12 protein-coding genes are annotated in these 17,092 nt (G+C 73.3%); 5 read left to right on the forward strand and 7 right to left on the reverse strand.

The features are described from left to right. Position 1 precedes the first annotated feature (1 nt). From ABT263_RS08770 to hrcA, 5 genes are all read right to left on the reverse strand, one after another. The gene (locus tag ABT263_RS08770; RefSeq protein WP_329487584.1) at positions 2–355 is read right to left on the reverse strand and encodes a histidine triad nucleotide-binding protein; all 354 of its coding nucleotides are present in this window, start codon (positions 353–355) and stop codon (positions 2–4) included. 183 nt (positions 356–538) lie between these two features. Continuing rightward, positions 539–3,859 carry a S41 family peptidase gene (locus ABT263_RS08775; protein WP_352289086.1) on the reverse strand — a complete coding sequence of 1,107 codons (3,321 nt, stop codon included), beginning with the start codon at positions 3,857–3,859 and terminating at the stop codon, positions 539–541. Positions 3,860–3,985: 126 nt separating this feature from the next. Then, positions 3,986–4,735 (reverse strand): 16S rRNA (uracil(1498)-N(3))-methyltransferase, encoded by a 750-nt coding sequence (locus ABT263_RS08780; RefSeq protein ID WP_352289089.1) that lies wholly within the window; start codon positions 4,733–4,735, stop codon positions 3,986–3,988. A gap of 90 nt (positions 4,736–4,825) precedes the next feature. After that, positions 4,826–5,965 (reverse strand): molecular chaperone DnaJ, encoded by a 1,140-nt coding sequence (gene dnaJ, locus ABT263_RS08785; protein ID WP_329487587.1) that lies wholly within the window; start codon positions 5,963–5,965, stop codon positions 4,826–4,828. Positions 5,966–6,041: 76 nt separating this feature from the next. After that, entirely contained in the window at positions 6,042–7,076 is a 1,035-nt protein-coding gene (gene hrcA, locus ABT263_RS08790; protein WP_329487588.1) for a heat-inducible transcriptional repressor HrcA, read from the reverse strand. 260 nt (positions 7,077–7,336) lie between these two features. Here hrcA and htpX point away from each other — a divergent pair, with 260 nt between their 5' ends. From htpX to ABT263_RS08805, 3 genes are read left to right on the forward strand one after another with little or no spacing between them, the layout of a single operon-like run. Further along, positions 7,337–8,257 (forward strand): zinc metalloprotease HtpX, encoded by a 921-nt coding sequence (gene htpX / locus ABT263_RS08795; RefSeq protein ID WP_352289092.1) that lies wholly within the window; start codon positions 7,337–7,339, stop codon positions 8,255–8,257. Positions 8,258–8,286: 29 nt separating this feature from the next. Then, positions 8,287–8,871 carry a PspA-associated protein PspAB gene (pspAB, locus tag ABT263_RS08800; RefSeq protein ID WP_352289095.1) on the forward strand — a complete coding sequence of 195 codons (585 nt, stop codon included), beginning with the start codon at positions 8,287–8,289 and terminating at the stop codon, positions 8,869–8,871. Positions 8,872–8,902: 31 nt separating this feature from the next. Continuing rightward, entirely contained in the window at positions 8,903–9,736 is an 834-nt protein-coding gene (locus ABT263_RS08805; RefSeq protein ID WP_329487591.1) for a DUF3097 domain-containing protein, read from the forward strand. A 57-nt stretch (positions 9,737–9,793) separates the two neighbouring features. Here ABT263_RS08805 and hemW read toward each other — a convergent pair whose 3' ends face one another. Together hemW and ABT263_RS08815 are read right to left on the reverse strand one after the other, a co-directional pair. Next, positions 9,794–11,023 (reverse strand): radical SAM family heme chaperone HemW, encoded by a 1,230-nt coding sequence (gene hemW / locus ABT263_RS08810; RefSeq protein WP_329487592.1) that lies wholly within the window; start codon positions 11,021–11,023, stop codon positions 9,794–9,796. A gap of 59 nt (positions 11,024–11,082) precedes the next feature. After that, positions 11,083–13,005: an AMP-dependent synthetase/ligase gene (locus ABT263_RS08815; RefSeq protein ID WP_352289098.1), complete on the reverse strand. Its 1,923-nt coding sequence runs from the start codon at positions 13,003–13,005 to the stop codon at positions 11,083–11,085. Positions 13,006–13,328: 323 nt separating this feature from the next. On the opposite strand from ABT263_RS08815, the gene ABT263_RS08820 reads away from it, so the two are divergent. Next, positions 13,329–15,062, forward strand: a complete 1,734-nt coding sequence (locus ABT263_RS08820; RefSeq protein ID WP_352289101.1) for an ABC transporter ATP-binding protein — start codon at positions 13,329–13,331, stop codon at positions 15,060–15,062. A gap of 23 nt (positions 15,063–15,085) precedes the next feature. Continuing rightward, on the forward strand, positions 15,086–17,068 hold the full coding sequence (locus tag ABT263_RS08825) for an ABC transporter ATP-binding protein (RefSeq protein WP_352289289.1): 1,983 nt from the start codon (positions 15,086–15,088) through the stop codon (positions 17,066–17,068). Positions 17,069–17,092: the final 24 nt, after the last annotated feature.

The raw sequence follows: 17,092 nt of genomic DNA on the forward strand, positions 1-17,092 counted from the left end.
TTCAGACCATGCGCTCGTTCATCGGCATGCCGCCGAGCACGTGGACGTGGGCGTGGAAGACGGTCTGGCCCGCGCCCGCGCCGGTGTTGAAGATCAGCCGGTAGTCGTCGAGGCCCTCGTCCCGGGCGACCTCGCCGGCCTCGGCGAGCAGCTCGCCGGCGATCCGCGGCTCGGCGGCGGCCAGCGCGGCGGCGTTCGGGTAGTGGGCGTGCGGGATGACCAGGACGTGGGTCGGAGCCTTCGGGGCGATGTCCCGGAAGGCGAGGACGCGCTCGGTCTTGCGCACCACGGTGGCCGGGATCTCGCCCGCCACGATCTTGCAGAACAGGCAGTCGGACTGCGGCTCGCCGGCCATCGGGGTCTCCTCGCGGTGTCGCACGGTGTCGGTCGGGGCGTACGGCCGCATGCTAGCCGAGCGGCCCGGTCGCCTGCTGGCAGTCGCGCCCGCCCCCGCGGACCCGCCGCCCGCGAGGGGCGTACGGCCCGTGGGGGGTGCCCGGTCAGCTGCCCGGGCACCCCCGCCGGACCTGCGCCCGTCCTACCCGGCGTCCTGCCCGGCGCCGTGCCCGCTCTCCTGCCCCGCGTCCTGCGGGGCGTCCGGCGCCGGGCCCTGCTCCCAGGGCAGCGGCGGCGGCGTGCTGCCCGGGGTCTCGGTCAGCGCCGCCAGGGCGATCCGGACGCCCTCGGCGAGCTGCGGGTCCTCCCCCGCGGCCCACTGGTGCGGCGCGACCGGCACCTCGACGTCCGGGTCGACGCCGTGGTTCTCCACGCCCCAGCCGTAGCCCTCCAGCCAGAACGCGTACTTCGGCTGGGTGACCAGGGTGCCGTCCACCAGGCTGTACTTGCTGTCGATGCCGATCACGCCGCCCCAGGTCCTCGTCCCGACCACCGGGCCGAGCTTCAGCGCCTGGATGGCGGCGTTGACGATGTCGCCGTCCGAGCCGGAGAACTCGTCGGCCAGCGCCACGATCGGCCCGCGCGGCGCGTCGCCGGGGTAGGGCACCGGGTTGGCGAGGTCGCGGGCGACCGTCCAGCCGACGATCCGCCGGGCCAGCTTCTCGATCACCAGCTGCGAGGTGTGGCCGCCGCGGTTCTCCCGGATGTCGACGATCACGCCCTCCCGGGCCATCTCCGACCGCAGGTCGCGGTGGATCTGGGCCCAGCCGGTGCTCTGCATGTCGGGGATGTGCAGGTAGCCGAGCCGCCCGCCGGACAGCTCCCGGACGGCGGCCCGCCGCCCGGCCACCCAGTCGTGGTAGCGCAGCGGCTCGTCGTCGGCGAGCGGGACGACCACCGGGTACCGGCGGTCGGTGCCGTCCTTGCCGGCCACGGTCAGCTCGACCGGTTGTCCGGCGGTGCCGGCCAGCAGCGGGGCCGGGCCGGCGGTCGCGTCCACCGGGCGGCCGTTGACGGCCAGCACCGCGTCGCCCGGGCGGACGGCGGCGCCCGGCGCGGCCAGCGGCGAGCGGGCCCGCGGGTCCGAGGACTCGCCGGGCAGGATCCGGGCGATCCGCCAGACCTCGCCGTCCTTGACCAGGTCGGCGCCGAGCTTGCCCTGCCGGCGGGCGGCCTCGGTGTGGATGCCGTAGGGCTGCACGTAGGCGTGCGAGGTGCCCAGCTCGCCGTGCACCTCCCAGAGCAAGTCGACCAGGTCGTCGTGCGAGCCGAGCCGCTCCACCAGCGGCCGGTAGCGGTCGAGGATCTCGGCCCAGGGCAGGCCGCCGAGGTCCGGGCGCCAGAAGTTGTCGCGCATCAGGCGGCCGTTCTCGTCGTACATCTGCCGCCACTCGGCGGCCGGGTCGACGGTCACCCGCAGCCGGTGCAGGTCGACGTCGATCTCGTCGTCGTCGCCCACCGCCTTGTGGTCGGCCGGGACGATCCGCAGCTCGCCCTCGTCCAGCACGGCAACCCGGCTGCCGTCGCCGCTGACCGCGAACTCGTCGAGCCCGTCGACCAGTTGCTCGACCCGGCGCTTGCGCAGGTCGAACCGCTCCAGGGTGGGGCGCGGCTGCTCGTCCTCCGGCGTGGCCGCGTCGTCGCCGAGCTCGCCGGTGAGCGGGATCCGCGTCCAGAGCACGCCGTCCTTGGCGGCCGCCAGCTCGCCGAACCGGCCGCCCTCGACCGGGAAGGGGATGATCCGGTCGGCGATCCCGTCCAGGTCGACCCGGGTGGCGGGCGGGGCGTCGGCCGCCCCCTCCTCGCCGTCCGCCTTCTTGCCCTTGGGCTCGTCGTCCTCCCCGCCGGCCGGCCGGCCGGCCCGGCGCGGGCCGAACGGGGAGGGGGTGTCGGCGGCCAGGGTGACCAGGTACGGGCGGCAGCCGTTGGGGAACGACAGGTCGAAGACGTGCGAGTCGTAGACCGGGTCGAAGTTGCGCACCGAGAGGAAGGCCAGGTGGCGGCCGTCGGCGGTGAAGGCCGGCGAGGTGTCGATGAAGCGCGCCGGGGTGACCTCGCCGACCGTGCGGGTGGCCAGGTTGGCCAGCACGATCTGGCGCAGCGACCAGGCCCCGAAGCCCGGGCTCGGCCGCGACCAGGCGAGCCAGGCGGAGTCCGGACTGAACGCCAGCCCGCTGACCTCGCCGTCCGTGCTGCGGTCCAGCTCGTGCACCGTCCCGTCGGCGAGCGACACCAGGAGGACCCGGCCGTCGTGCGCGCCGACCGCCGCCTGCTTGCCGTCCGGCGAGACCGCCAGCGCGCGGACCCGGCCCAGCTGTCCGCCGGCCAGCCGGCGGCGCTCCTCGCCGAGCACGGCGGGGGCGTACTCGACGGCGTCCTCGCCGTCGGCGTCGGTCACCCAGAGCACGCCCTGCGCGCCGTCCTCGCCCGGCACCACGTGGGCCCGCCGGGCCCGGACGCCGGGCGTCTCGTCCAGCACCCGGGCGGGGCCCTCCCGGTGCGGCAGCCAGTGCACGCTGCCGCGCACCACCACGGCGCCGGCCCGGCCGGTGCGGTCGGGGGCGGCGCTCTCCAGCCAGTGCGCGGCCGGCACCGGGCGGGGCCGCCGGCCGGCCCGGGGGCCGGACGGCCGGACGTCCAGCCGGCGCGGCTCGGCGCCGTCGAGGTCGTCCAGCAGCCAGAGGTCACCGGCCCGGTGCCAGATCACCCGGGTGCCGTCGCTGGTCGCGCCGCGGGCGTAGAAGCCCTCCGGGGAGGTGGTGTGGCGGCGCAGGCCGCTGCCGTCGGGAAGGCTGGAGTAGAGCTCGCCGACGCCCTCGTGGTCGGCCAGGAAGGCGATCCGGGCGCCGCCGGGCGCGTCGACCCAGAGCGGCGCCTCGATGTGCCCGTCCAGCTCCTCGTGGACGCGGGCGAACCGTTCGGCGCCGATCCAGAGCTTGCCGACCCGGCCGCCCCGGTAGCGCTTCCACCGCGCGGGCTCCGCACCGGCCGCCGAGAGCAGCAGCACCCGGTCGCCGCCCGGCTCGTACGCCACGCCGCCGACCGGCCCGTACGGCAGCCGCCGCGGCTCGCCGCCGTCCAGCGGTACGGCGTGGGCCCAGGTGCGGCGCAGGGTGGCCTGTCCGGCGGAGGTGGTGGCGACCGGGCTGCCGTCGGCCGTCCAGCCCTGCAGCTGCGTCTGGTCGCTGCCCCAGTACGTCAGCCGCCGGGACGGCCCGCCGTCCACCGGCGCGACGTGCACCTCGGGCGCGCCGTCCCGGGTGGAGACGAAGGCGATGTGCCGGCCGTCCGGCGAGAAGCGCGGGCGGCGGACCGGGACGTGATCGGCCGTCAGCCGCCAGGGCCGGCCGCCGTCCAGCGGGGCGAGCCAGACGTCGTTCTCCGCGACGAAGGTGATCAGGTCACCGTGCAGGTGCGGATGGCGCAGGTAGGCGCCGGCAGGGGTGCTCGGGGATTCGCTCACAGCCGCACCCTACGCACCCGCCGGGGCGGCGCGCCTCCGGTTTCGCGCAGGCCGCCCCCTACGGGGGACGAACCGCCGGGGAACGAACCGCCGGAGGACGAACGGTCCGTGCGGCGACCGGCCCGCTCAGCCCCAGCGGCCGGTGCGGCCCAGCAGCAGGGCGCCGGCGGCCACTCCCGCGGTCGAGGTGCGCAGCACCGAGGACCCGAGCCGGTACGGCCTGGCACCGGCCTCGGCGAAGGCGGCCAGCTCCTCCGGGGAGACCCCGCCCTCGGGGCCGACCACCAGCACGATGTCCCCGCCGCCGGGCAGCGCGGCGCCGGCCAGCGGCTCGGCGCCGTCCTCGTGCAGCACCGCGGCGAGCGCGGCCCCGGCCAGGACGGGCGCCAGCTGGCGGGTGGTGGCGAGTTCGCGGACCTCGGGGAACCGCAGCCGGCGGGACTGCTTGCCCGCCTCGCGGGCGGTGGAGCGCCACTTCGCGAGCGCCTTGGCACCGCGCTCGCCCTTCCACTGGGTGATGCAGCGGGAGGCGGCCCAGGGGATCACCACGTCCACGCCGACCTCGGTCATGGTCTCCACCGCCAGCTCGCCGCGGTCGCCCTTGGGCAGCGCCTGGACGACGACGATCCGCGGCGCCGGCTCGGCCTCCCGGCGGACCGCGGCGACCGTCACCTCGACGGCGTCCTTGCCGTGCACGGCCGTGACGGTGCCGTCGGCGCCCAGGCCGAGCCCGTCGGCCAGGGTCACCGCCTCGCCCGGCTCCAGCCGCTTCACGGCGGCGGCGTGCCGCCCCTCCGGGCCGTCCAGCCGGACCACCGCGCCGGGGGCGGCGGAGGCGAGCTGCGCGGTCTCGACGACGAACACGGGCGCGGTCATGGCGGTTCCTGGAGTGGGGGTGGGGGGACGGACGGGGGAACGACGGCGCCCGGTGACCCGCCGGGAGCGGGGCACCGGGCGCCGGTACGGTCAGCGGCCGTTGAAGGCGTCCTTCAGCCGGGAGAACAGCCCCTGCTGGCCCGGCGCGAACTGCCCGGAGGGCCGCTCCTCGCCGCGCAGCACCGCGAGCCGGCGCAGCAGGTCCTCCTGCTCGGGGTCGAGCTTGGTGGGCGTCTGCACCTCGACGTGCACTATCAAGTCGCCCCGGCCGCCGCCGCGCAGATGGGTGATGCCGCGGGCGTGCAGCGGGATCGACTGGCCGGACTGGGTGCCGGGCCGGATGTCGACCTCCTCCAGCCCGTCCAGGGTCTGCAGCGGCACCTGGGTGCCGAGCGAGGCGGCCGTCATCGGGATGGTGACCGTGCAGTGCAGGTCGTCGCCGCGGCGCTGGAAGGTCGGGTGGGTGCTCTCGGCGATCTCGACGTAGAGGTCGCCGGCCGGGCCGCCGCCGGGGCCGACCTCGCCCTCGCCGGCCAGCTGGATCCGGGTGCCGTTGTCGACACCGGCCGGGATCTTCACGGTCAGGGTGCGGCGGGCCCGCACGCGGCCGTCGCCGGCGCACTCCGGGCACGGGGTCGGCACGACGGTGCCGAAGCCCTGGCACTGCGGGCAGGGCCGGGAGGTCATGACCTGGCCCAGGAAGGACCGGGTGACCTGGGAGACCTCGCCCTTGCCGCGACACATGTCACAGGTCTGCGCGGAGGTGCCGGGGGCGGCGCCCTCGCCGCTGCACGTGGTGCAGGTGACGGCGGTGTCGACCTGGAGTTCCTTGGTGGTGCCGAACGCGGCCTCCTCCAGGGTGATCTCCAGCCGGATCATGGCGTCCTGGCCGCGCCGGGTGCGCGAGCGCGGGCCGCGCTGACCGGCGGCCGCGCCGAAGAACGCGTCCATGATGTCGGAGAAGCCGAACCCGGCCGCGCCCGCGCCGAAGCCGCCCGCGCCTCCGCCGTTGGGCGAGAGGGGATCCCCGCCGAGGTCGTAGACCTGCCGCTTCTGCGGGTCGGAGAGGACCTCGTAGGCGGCGTTGATCTCCTTGAACCGCTCCTGCGTCTTCGGGTCGGGGTTGACGTCCGGGTGCAGTTCGCGCGCCAGGCGCCGGAACGCCTTCTTGATCTCGTCCTGCCCCGCATCCCGTCGGACGCCGAGTACCGCGTAGTAGTCCGTGGCCACCAAATGCTCCGCTTGTTCCGCCTGTAGAAGTGCTTGCGACTGGTACCGGTGTCATCCGTGTGACACCGGTCGTTCCCTACGACTCGGCCAGGATCTGGCCCACGTACCGTGCCACCGCTCGCACCGCCCCCATTGTGCCCGGATAGTCCATCCGGGTCGGACCGATCACACCCAGTTTGGCCACGCTCTCGTCGCCCGAACCGTAACCGACCGAGACGACCGAGGTGGAATTGAGCCCTTCGTACGCGTTCTCCCGGCCGATCCGGACCGTCATCCCGGCGTCCGCCGTCTCACCCAGGAGGCGCAGCAGGACGACCTGCTCCTCCAGCGCCTCCAGCACCGGCTGGATGGTGAGCGGGAAGTCGTGGCCGAAGCGGGTCAGGTTGGCCGTGCCGGCCAGCATGATCCGCTCCTCGTTCTGCTCGGCGAGCGCCTCGAAGAGCGTCGCCAGGACGATGGTGACGGCCGGCCGGTCCACCGCCTCGAACATCGCCGGGAGCTCGTCCAGCAGCCCCGGCACGTCGGGCAGCCGCACGCCGACGGCCCTCGTGTTGATCTTGGCACGGAGGTCCGCGAGGACCACCTCGCCGACCGGACCCGGGCAGTCGACCATCCGCTGCTCGACCCGGCCGGTGTTGGTGATCAGGACCAGCATGACCTTGGCCGGAGCGAGCGCGACCAGCTCGATGTGGCGCACCGTGGAGCGGGAGAGCGAGGGGTACTGGACCACCGCCACCTGCCGGGTGAGCTGGGCGAGCAGCCGGACCGTGCGGGCGACCACGTCGTCCAGGTCCACCGCGCCGTCCAGGAAGTGCCGGATCGCCCGCCGCTCGGGCGCGCTCATCGGCTTGACCTCGGCGAGCCGGTCGACGAAGAGGCGGTACCCCTTGTCGGTGGGGATCCGCCCGGCGCTGGTGTGCGGCTGGTGGATGAAGCCGTCCTCCTCCAGCGCGGCCATGTCGTTGCGGACGGTGGCCGGGGAGACCCCGAGGTTGTGGCGTTCGACGAGAGCCTTGGAGCCGACCGGCTCCTCGGTGCCCACGTAGTCCTGGACGATGGCGCGGAGCACGGCGAGCTTGCGTTCGTCGAGCTGGCGGACCTCACCGGCCATGGGGCACGCACCTCCCTCTTCGCACGTTGTCCGTGGTGACGTGTGTCGTTCCGGCATGGTGCGGTCCGCCGGGCGGACCGCGGCCTTTGGCACTCTGAACAGAGGAGTGCCAGAACCGTACCTGCCAGTGTAAGGCCCGGGTCCGACGGCAGGAACGGCACCGCCGGGGTGATCCTGCCCGCATCGCGCGGCGCGCGGGTGATGCCGCGGGACCGGCCGGGTGGCAGCATCGATAGCGAACGGCGAACGGAGGACCAGCGATGTCGACCTCGGGCCAGCCCACCCGCTTCGCCCCGGACCGCGGCCTGACCGGCCGGATGGTCGGGACCATGTTCGTGATCGGGCTCCTGTACGTGGGTTTCACCGGCCTGCTGATCGCGCTGCTGCGCGGCGCCTGGCCACTGATCGTGCTGATCTCCGGCGGGCTGTTCGTGGCCCAGTTCTGGTTCAGCGACAAGATCACCGAACGGGCGATGGGCGCCCACCGGGTGACCCCGGAGCAGTACCCCCAGCTGCACGGCACCGTCGACCGGCTCTGCGCCCTCGCCGACATGCCCAAACCCCGGGTGGCGGTCGCCGACAACGACATGCCGAACGCCTTCGCGACCGGCCGCAACCCGCAGAACGCGGTGGTCTGCGTCACCACCGGGCTGCTGCGGCGGCTGGAACCGGAGGAACTGGAGGGCGTCCTGGCGCACGAGCTGTCGCACGTCGCCCACCGGGACGTCGCGGTGATGACCATCGCCGGCTTCCTCGGCGTACTGGCCGGGGCGATGACCCGGATCGCGATGTACGGCGGCTTCATGGGCGGCGGCCGCAACAGCAACGACTCCAACGCCGCGATCGCCGCGCTGGTCATCCCGCTGGTGTCGGTGGTGGTGTACGCGATCAGCTTCCTGCTGACCCGGCTGCTCTCCCGCTACCGGGAGCTGGCCGCCGACCGGGCCGCCGCCCAGCTCACCGGCCGGCCCAGCGCACTGGCCTCGGCGCTCACCAAGGTGACCGGCCAGATCGCCGCGATCCCGACCAAGGACCTGCGCCAGGCCCAGCCGTACAACGCCTTCTACTTCGCCCCCGCGCTGAGCGCCCGGGAGGCCGCCTCGCAGCTGTTCTCCACCCACCCCTCGCTGGAGAAGCGGCTGGAGCAGCTGGCGAAGATCTCCACCCAGCTCGGCCGCTGAGCCGACGACCCGCCCCGGAGGGGACCGCCGTGGGAATCCTGGACGCACTGTTCGGCCGCACCAAGCCCGTCCGGCCCGACCTCGACCAGCTGTTCGGCGTGCCCTCGGCCGCGCTGACCCTGGAGGCGGCGGCCGGCTTCCGGCCGACCGGCGTCGGGTCGGTCTGCTTCTCCTCGGTCGAGGGCGGCGCCTTCGTCGAGGTCGAGCGGCAGGTCCGGGCCCTGCTGGACGCCGACACCGAGCGCGGCGGCGTCCCGGTGGAGGCCTCCAAGGACGCCTACGGCTACTCCTGGCTGCTCGCCCGGCACACCCCCAAGGAGCTGCCGGAGCTGGTCAACGACCTGCACGCGGTCAACAGCGAGCTGGAGGGGAACGGCTTCGGCCCGCAGCTGCTCTGCTCGCTGGTGGCCTTCCGCGGCGCCGAGGGGCAGCCGCTGGCGCTGGTCTACCTGTACAAGCGCGGCACCTTCTACCCGTTCGCGCCGGTGCCGGGCGGCGGGGAGAAGCGCGACAGCCCGCTGGAACTGCAGGTCAACGCCATGCTGGGGAACGACCTGCGGCTGGAGAAGGACCTCACCCGCTGGTTCCCGGTCTGGGGCGCGCCGGGCCTGTGACGCCCCGTCGGGCCTGCCTATAGTCACCTGCATGCGCAGCCGCCAGTACGGACCCGACCTCACCCCGCCGTGGAAGCGGCAGCAGCCCGCCCCCGAGGTGCCCGCCGACCGGGACCTCGTGGTCGAGGAGGCCGCGACCGGCTTCTGCGGCGCGGTGGTGCGCTGCGAGAAGACCGCCGAGGGGTTCACCGTCACCCTGGAGGACCGGTTCGGCAAGCGGCGGGTGTTCCCGCTGGTGCCGCGCGGCTTCCTGCTGGAGGGCCGGACCGTCACCCTGGTCCGCCCCGCCGCCGCCGCGCCGGCTCCCCCGCGCGCGCCGGGCCGGACGGCCTCCGGCTCGGTCGCCGTCCCCGGAGCGCGGGCCCGGGTGGCCCGGGAGTCGCGGATCTACGTCGAGGGGCGGCACGACGCCGAACTGGTCGAGCGGGTCTGGGGGGACGACCTGCGGATCGAGGGCGTCGTCGTCGAGTACCTGGAGGGCATCGACGACCTGCCCGCGATCGTCGCCGACTTCGCCCCCGGCCCGGGCCGCCGGCTCGGCGTCCTGGTCGACCACCTGCTCCCCGGCACCAAGGAGCACCGGATCGCCGCCCGGGTCACCGGCGACGCCGTGCTGGTCGTCGGCCACCCGTACATCGACGTCTGGCAGGCCGTGAAGCCCTCCTCCGTCGGCATCCCCGGCTGGCCGGACGTCCCCTACGGCGAGGACTGGAAGGGGGGCGTCTGCCGCCGCCTCGGCTGGCCGGCCGACACCCCCGCCGCGTGGAAGCGGATCCTCGCCTCGGTCGACTCCTTCAAGGACCTGGAGCCCGCCCTGCTGGCGAAGGTCGAGGAACTGATCGACTTCGTCACCCTGGAGGACTGACCGGTCAGCCGTGGGCCCGCGACCGCGAGCCGGCGGCTGGCACCACGGCAACGACTCTCAGTCCACCAGGTCGCGGACCACGGCGTCGGCCAGGAGGCGGCCCTGGAGGGTCAGGGTGGCCCGGCCGCGCTCGTGGGTGGTGCGGTCGAGCAGGCCGTCGGCGAGGTGCCGGTCGGCGGCCGCGCGGCCGGTCGCCGTGAGCAGGTCCAGCGGGATGCCCTCGGCGAGGCGCAGTTCGAGCAGGATGCGCTCGACCCGGCGGTCCTCGTCGGTGAGCCGCTCGCGGCCCTGGGCCGGGGTGCGGCGCTCGGCGAGGGCGCGGGCGTAGCCGGCCGGGTGCTTGGCGTTCCACCAGCGGACGCCGCCGACGTGGCTGTGCGCGCCGGGGCCGGCGCCCCACCAGTCGCCGCCGGTCCAGTAGAGCTCGTTGTGGCGGCAGCGGCCCTGCGGGGTGGTGGCCCAGTTGGAGACCTCGTACCAGGAGTAGCCGGCGGCGGCGAGCGCCTGCTCGGCGATCAGGTAGCGGTCGGCGTGCACGTCGTCGTCGATCATCGGCAGCTCGCCGCGCTTGACCCGGGCGGCCAGCTTGGTGCCGTCCTCGACGATCAGCGAGTAGGCCGAGACGTGGTCCGGCCCGGCGCCGATCGCGGCGTCCAGGGAGGCCCGCCAGTCGTCGTCGGACTCGCCGGGGGTGCCGTAGATGAGGTCCAGGTTGACGTGCTCGAAGCCGGCCGCGCGGGCCTCGGCCACGCAGGCCTCCGGGCGGCCCGGGGTGTGGTGGCGGTCGAGCAGCCGCAGGACGTGCGGCCGGGCGCTCTGCATGCCGAAGGAGACCCGGTTGTAGCCGCCCTCGCGCAGTTCGGCGAGGTAGGCCGGGTCGACCGACTCGGGGTTGGCCTCGGTGGTCACCTCGGCGTCGTCGGCGAGCCCGAACTCCGCCCGGATCGCCGCCAGCATCTTCACCAGGTCCCGGGCGGGCAGCAGGGTGGGCGTGCCGCCGCCGAGGAAGACGGTCCGCACGGGCAGGTCGGTGTCGCCGAGGACCTCGCGGGCCAGCCGGATCTCGGCGACCACGTTGTCGGCGTAGGTCTCCTGGGAGGCGACGGCGCCGGAGGAGCGCAGCTCGGTGGCGGTGTAGGTGTTGAAGTCGCAGTAGCCGCAGCGGCTCGCGCAGTACGGCACGTGCAGGTAGAAGCCGAACGGCCGCGACCCGAGCCCGGCGAGGGCGTGCGCGGGCAGGGAACCGTCGGACGGCACGGGTTCGCCGTCGGGGAGTGCGGAGGGCATGACCCCATTGTCCCGTACGGCCCCGGTGATCATCGAGGCCGTACGGGACGACGGACGGATCAGGCCTCGTTCGCGCCCGCGTACATCTCGGTGACGGCGTCCGCGTACGTCCGCTCGACCACCGGGCGCTTGATCTTCAGGCTCGGCGTGAGCTCGCCGTGCTCGATGTCCAGGTCGCGCGGGAGCAGGGTGAACTTCTTGATCGTCTGCCAGCGCTGGAGGTCGCCGTTGAGGCGCTGCACGAAGCCGTCGACCAGCTGGTGCACCTTCGGGTCGCCGACCACCTCGGCGTAGGACTTGCCGGCCAGGCCGTGCTCGGCCGCCCACGGCATGATCACCGACTCGTCCAGGCCGATCAGCGCGGTGCAGTAGTTGCGGCCGTTGCCGATCACCAGGATGTTGCTGACGAACGGGCAGACCGCCTTGAACTTGCCCTCCACCTCGCTCGGCGCGACGTACTTGCCGCCGGAGGTCTTGAACATGTCCTTCTTGCGGTCGGTGATCCGCAGGAAGCCGTCCTGGCCGATCTCGCCGATGTCCTCGGTGTGGAACCAGCCGTCCGGCTCCAGCACCTCGGCGGTCTTCTCCGGCAGGTTGTGGTAGCCGCGCATGACGCCGGGGCCGCGCAGCAGGATCTCGCCGTCCTCGGCGATCCGGATCTCGCTGCCGGGCAGCACGGTGCCGATGGTGCCGACCCGGAGGTCCTCGGCGGGGTTGACGCAGATCCCGGCCGAGCTCTCGGTCAGGCCGTAGCCCTCCAGGACGGGCACGCCGACGCCGGCGAAGAAGTAGCCGATCTCGGGTGCCAGCGCGGCACTGCCGGAGACCGAGCCGCGCATCCGCCCGCCGAACGCGGCCCGGATCTTGGCGTACACCAGCTTGTCGGCCACCGCGTGCCGCACCCGCAGCCCCAGCGGGGCGCTGTCCTGCCCGGTGGCGATCCGGTTGGCCTGGGTGACCCGGGCGTAGTCGCGGGCGGTCTTCGCCGCCCACATGAAGATCTTGTACTTGGCGCCGCCCTCGGCCCGGGCCTTGCCGGCGATGCCGTTGTAGACCTTCTCGAAGATGCGCGGCGCCGAGGCCATCATGGTCGGGCGGATCACCGGCAGGTTGTGGATGATCCGGTCCACCCGGCCGTCCAGCGCCATCACGTGACCGGTGGCGATCTGGCCGCAGATCAGGCTCTTGCCGAACACGTGCGACAGCGGCAGCCACATGAACTGCACGTCGTCCGCGCGCAGCAGCCCGCTCTCCTCCTGCGCCCGCCCCTGGTACGCCCAGCAGTCGTGGACCAGCCGCACGCCCTTGGGGCGGCCGGTGGTGCCGGAGGTGTAGATCAGGGTCGCCAGCTGCTCCTTGTCGAGCGCGTCGACGGCCCGCCGCACGGCGTCCGGGTGCTGCTCCAGGTACTCGGTGCCGAGCTGCTCCAGCTCGGCCAGGGTGAGCACGTTCAGCCCGGACGCCCCGGCGACCGGGCCGGTGCCGTCGAAGAGGACGGCGGTGCGCAGCTCGGGCAGCTGGCCGAGCTCGCCGACGACCTTGGCGAGCTGCTTCTCGTTCTCGACGAAGATCGCCCTGGAGCCCGAGTCGGAGAGGATGTAGGCCGTCTCGTCGGCGTTGGTGCTCGGGTAGACGGCCGTGGTGGCCGCCCCCGCGCACATGTTGCCGAGGTCGGCGATGACCCACTCCAGCCGGGTGGAGGACATCAGCGCGACCCGGTCCTCCGGGCTGATGCCCAGCGACAGCAGGCCGGCGGCCACCGCGTACACCCGGGTGGCGGTCTGCGCCCAGGTCAGCGAACGCCACTGCTCGGCGCCGGGGGCGCCGTCCGCCGCGTGCTCGTCCACCGGGACGGGGAAGCGGTAGGCCTCACCCGCCGGCGTGGCGGCGACCCGCTCCAGGAACAGGTGGGCGACGGAGGCGGGCCGCCCGGCGACGATGTCGGCACGGCCGGAGTCGATCAGGGACTGCGCGGAACTCAACGAGGACCTCCGGGGGCGGGTGGCCGTCTGAGGGATGTCGCGGCGCCCGTGGGGGCGGTCGCCGGGCCCCCGGGCAATCGATCCGATACCGGTGAGTAACAAGGGGGCAATCAGCAGCCTAGGGGGAAACCGGTCATTCCGTAAGAGGGTGAGGACAGCTGGCACACTGCCGAGCCGCCGGTGCACGGCGCAACCGGGCCCGCCGGTGCGTTCAGCAAAGGACTGGACAAACCTCGGGGCGCGGGGCCGGAATCAACTGTGCGAGTCCACAGAAGCATGAGAATTGGGATGCGAACCCCACTGCCGAAGACAAGAGTGTGCCAGTGCTGATCAGACTGCTGAGGGCGTACCTGCGCCCGTACTCCCGACCGATCTCCCTGCTGGTGCTCCTCCAGCTGGTGTCCACGCTCGCCCTGCTCTACCTGCCGACGCTGAACGCCGACATCATCGACCAGGGCGTGGTCAAGGGCGACACCGGTTACATCCTGCGCATCGGCGCTGTGATGATCGCCGTCACCGTCGCCCAGGCGCTCTGCTCGATCGGTGCCGTCTTCTACGGCGCGCGCACCGCCATGGCGTTCGGCCGGGACGTCCGGGCCGCCGTCTTCGACCGGGTGCAGACCTTCTCCGCCCGCGAGGTCGGCTCCTTCGGCGCCCCCTCCCTGATCACCCGGACGACCAACGACGTCCAGCAGGTCCAGATGCTGGCCCTGATGACCTTCACCCTGATGGTCGCCGCGCCGATCATGTGCGTCGGCGGCATCGTCATGGCGCTCAACCAGGACGTGCCGCTCTCCGCGCTGCTGCTGGCCGTCGTCCCCCTGCTGGGCGTCGTGGTCGCCCTGCTCGTCCGCGCGCTGCGCCCGAAGTTCCGCAGCATGCAGAAGAAGATCGACACGGTGAACCGGGTCCTGCGCGAGCAGATCACCGGCATCCGGGTCATCCGCGCCTTCGTCAAGGACGACCACGAGCAGGCCCGGTTCGCCGGCGCCAACCGGGACCTGACCGGGGTCGCCCTCCAGGTCGGCCAGCTGATGTCGTTCATGTTCCCGGCCGTGATGCTGGTGGTGAACGCCTCCAGCGTCGCCGTGCTCTGGTTCGGCGCCATGCGCATCGACAGCGGCGGCATGGAGATCGGCGGGCTGACCGCCTTCCTCTCCTACCTGATGCAGATCCTGATGAGCGTCATGATGGCCACCTTCATGTTCATGATGGTGCCGCGCGCCGAGGTCTGCGCCGAGCGCATCCAGGAGGTCCTGGACACCAGCTCCAGCGTCGTCCCGCCGGCCACCCCCGTCACCGAACTCCTGGCCCGGGGCAAGCTCGAACTGCGCGCCGTCGAGTTCCGCTACCCCGGCGCCGAGGCCTCCGTCCTGCGCGGCGTCGACATCACCGCCCGCCCCGGCGAGACCACCGCCGTCATCGGCTCCACCGGCAGCGGCAAGTCCACCCTGCTCGGCCTCGTCCCCCGGCTCTTCGACGCCACCGCCGGACAAGTCCTGCTGGACGGCGTGGACGTCCGCGAACTCGCCCCCGAGACGATCGCCGAGACCGTCGGCCTCGTCCCGCAGAAGCCCTACCTGTTCACCGGCACCGTCGCCAGCAACCTGCGCTACGGCCGGCCCGACGCCACCGACGAGGAACTCTGGCACGCCCTGGAGGTCGCCCAGGCCAAGGAGTTCGTCGAGCGCTTCCCCGAGGGCCTCGACGCGCCCATCGCCCAGGGCGGCAGCAACGTCTCCGGCGGCCAGCGCCAGCGCCTGGCGATCGCCCGCGCGCTCGTCCGCAAGCCCGGCGTCTACCTGTTCGACGACTCGTTCTCGGCGCTGGACTACGCCACCGACGCCAGGCTGCGCAGGGCCCTCTCCCGGGAGACCGCCGACGCCACCGTGCTGATCGTCGCCCAGCGCGTCTCCACCATCCGCGACGCCGACCGGATCGTCGTCCTGGACGAGGGCGCGGTCGTCGGCAGCGGCACCCACGGCGAACTGATGGCCGACAACCCGACGTACCGGGAGATCGTGCTCTCCCAGCTCACCGAGCAGGAGGCGGCGTGACCACCCCGCAGAAGAAGGCGCCCATGACGAAGGGCCCCGGCTCCGGCGAGGTGCCCAGCGACTCGCAGGCCGCCGCCGCCCGCCGCGGCCCGGCCGGCCCCGGCCGGTTCATGGGCGGCCAGGGCTCCGAGAAGTCGATGGACTTCAAGGGCTCGGGCAAGCGGCTGCTCGCCCTGCTCCGCCCCGAACGCGCCCTGCTCAGCGGCGTGCTGGCCCTCGGCGTGCTCAGCATCGGCTGCGCCGTGACCGGGCCCAAGGTACTCGGCAGGGCCACCGACCTGATCTTCGCCGGCGTGGTCGGCCAGCAGTTCCCGGCCGGCATCTCCAAGGCGCAGGCCGTCGCGGACGTGCGGGCGCACGACGGCGGCGCCGCTGACCTGCTCTCCGCGGTCGACTTCACCCCCGGCCAGCACATGGACTTCGGCGCGATCGGCACCGTGCTGCTCTGGGTGCTGGCGATCTACGTCGCCTCCGCCGCCTTCGGCATCGTCCAGGGCCGGCTCGCCACCAAGGCGATCCAGCGGGCCAGCTACCGGCTGCGCCAGGACGTCGAGTCCAAGCTCGCCCGGCTGCCGCTCAGCTACTTCGACAAGCAGCCCCGCGGCGAGGTGCTCAGCCGGGTCACCAACGACATCGACAACATCGGCCAGTCCATGCAGCAGACCATGGGCCAGGTGGTGAACTCACTGCTCACCGTGGTCGGCGTGCTCGCCATGATGTTCTGGATCTCCCCGCTGCTCGCCCTGATCGCCCTGGTCTCCGTCCCGCTGTCGGTCGTGGTGGCGACCAGGGTCGGCAAGCGGGCGCAGCCGCAGTTCGTCCAGCAGTGGAAGTCCACCGGGCAGCTGAACGCGCACATCGAGGAGATGTACACCGGCCACGCCCTGGTGAAGGTCTTCGGCCGGCAGAAGGAGTCCGCCGAGACCTTCCGGGAGCACAACGAGGCGCTGTACACGGCCAGCTTCCGGGCCCAGTTCATCTCCGGCATCATCCAGCCCGCGATGATGCTGATCGGCAACCTGCAGTACGTGCTGGTGGCCGTCGTCGGCGGCCTGCGGGTCGCCAGCGGCGCGCTGTCGATCGGCGACGTGCAGGCGTTCATCCAGTACTCGCGGCAGTTCAGCCAGCCGCTCACCCAGGTCGCCAGCATGGCCAACCTGGTGCAGTCCGGCGTCGCCTCCGCCGAGCGCGTCTTCGAGCTGCTGGACGCGACCGAGCAGACCCCGGAGCCGGCCATGCCGGAACGCCCCGACGCGATCCGCGGCCGGGTCGCCTTCCAGGACGTCTCCTTCCGCTACGACCCCGACAAGCCGCTCATCGACGACCTCTCGCTGAAGGTCGAACCGGGCCAGACCGTCGCCATCGTCGGCCCGACCGGCGCCGGCAAGACCACCCTGGTCAACCTGCTGATGCGGTTCTACGAGGTCAGCGGCGGGCGGATCACCCTGGACGGGGTCGACATCGCGGCGATGTCCCGCGAGGACCTCCGCTCCGGCATCGGCATGGTCCTCCAGGACACCTGGCTGTTCGGCGGCACCATCGCCGAGAACATCGCCTACGGCGCCCAGGGCGCCACCCACGAGCAGGTCGTCGAGGCGGCCAGGGCCGCCCACGTGGACCGCTTCGTCCGGACCCTGCCGAACGGCTACGACACCGTCATCGACGACGAGGGCACCGGCGTCAGCACCGGCGAGAAGCAGCTGATCACCATCGCCCGGGCGTTCCTGGCGCAGCCGTCGATCCTGGTCCTGGACGAGGCGACCAGCTCGGTCGACACCCGGACCGAGGTGCTGATCCAGCGCGCCATGGCCCGGCTGCGCACCGGCCGCACCAGCTTCGTGATCGCCCACCGGCTCTCCACCATCCGGGACGCCGACGTGATCCTGGTGATGGAGAGCGGCTCGATCGTCGAACAGGGCACGCACGACGAGCTGATCGCCGCCGAGGGCGCGTACGCCCGCCTGTACCAGGCGCAGTTCGCCGAGGCCGTCGCCGAGGTGGACTGACCGGCGGGCCGGCGGGCCGCACCG

The organism is Kitasatospora sp. NPDC001603 (assembly GCF_040298365.1).
In the GTDB taxonomy this organism is placed as follows: domain Bacteria; phylum Actinomycetota; class Actinomycetes; order Streptomycetales; family Streptomycetaceae; genus Kitasatospora.

Excerpts from the sequence above, each read along its gene's own strand:
- ABT263_RS08780 (WP_352289089.1), bottom strand. The coding sequence starts at position 4,735 with ATGACCGCGCCCGTGTTCGTCGTCGAGACCGCGCAGCTCGCCTCCGCC.
- ABT263_RS08805 (WP_329487591.1), top strand. The coding sequence starts at position 8,903 with ATGCGCAGCCGCCAGTACGGACCCGACCTCACCCCGCCGTGGAAGCGG.
- hrcA (WP_329487588.1), bottom strand. The coding sequence starts at position 7,076 with ATGGCCGGTGAGGTCCGCCAGCTCGACGAACGCAAGCTCGCCGTGCTC.
- htpX (WP_352289092.1), top strand. The coding sequence starts at position 7,337 with ATGTCGACCTCGGGCCAGCCCACCCGCTTCGCCCCGGACCGCGGCCTG.
- hemW (WP_329487592.1), bottom strand. The coding sequence starts at position 11,023 with ATGCCCTCCGCACTCCCCGACGGCGAACCCGTGCCGTCCGACGGTTCC.
- ABT263_RS08770 (WP_329487584.1), bottom strand. The coding sequence starts at position 355 with ATGGCCGGCGAGCCGCAGTCCGACTGCCTGTTCTGCAAGATCGTGGCG.
- ABT263_RS08825 (WP_352289289.1), top strand. The coding sequence starts at position 15,086 with ATGACGAAGGGCCCCGGCTCCGGCGAGGTGCCCAGCGACTCGCAGGCC.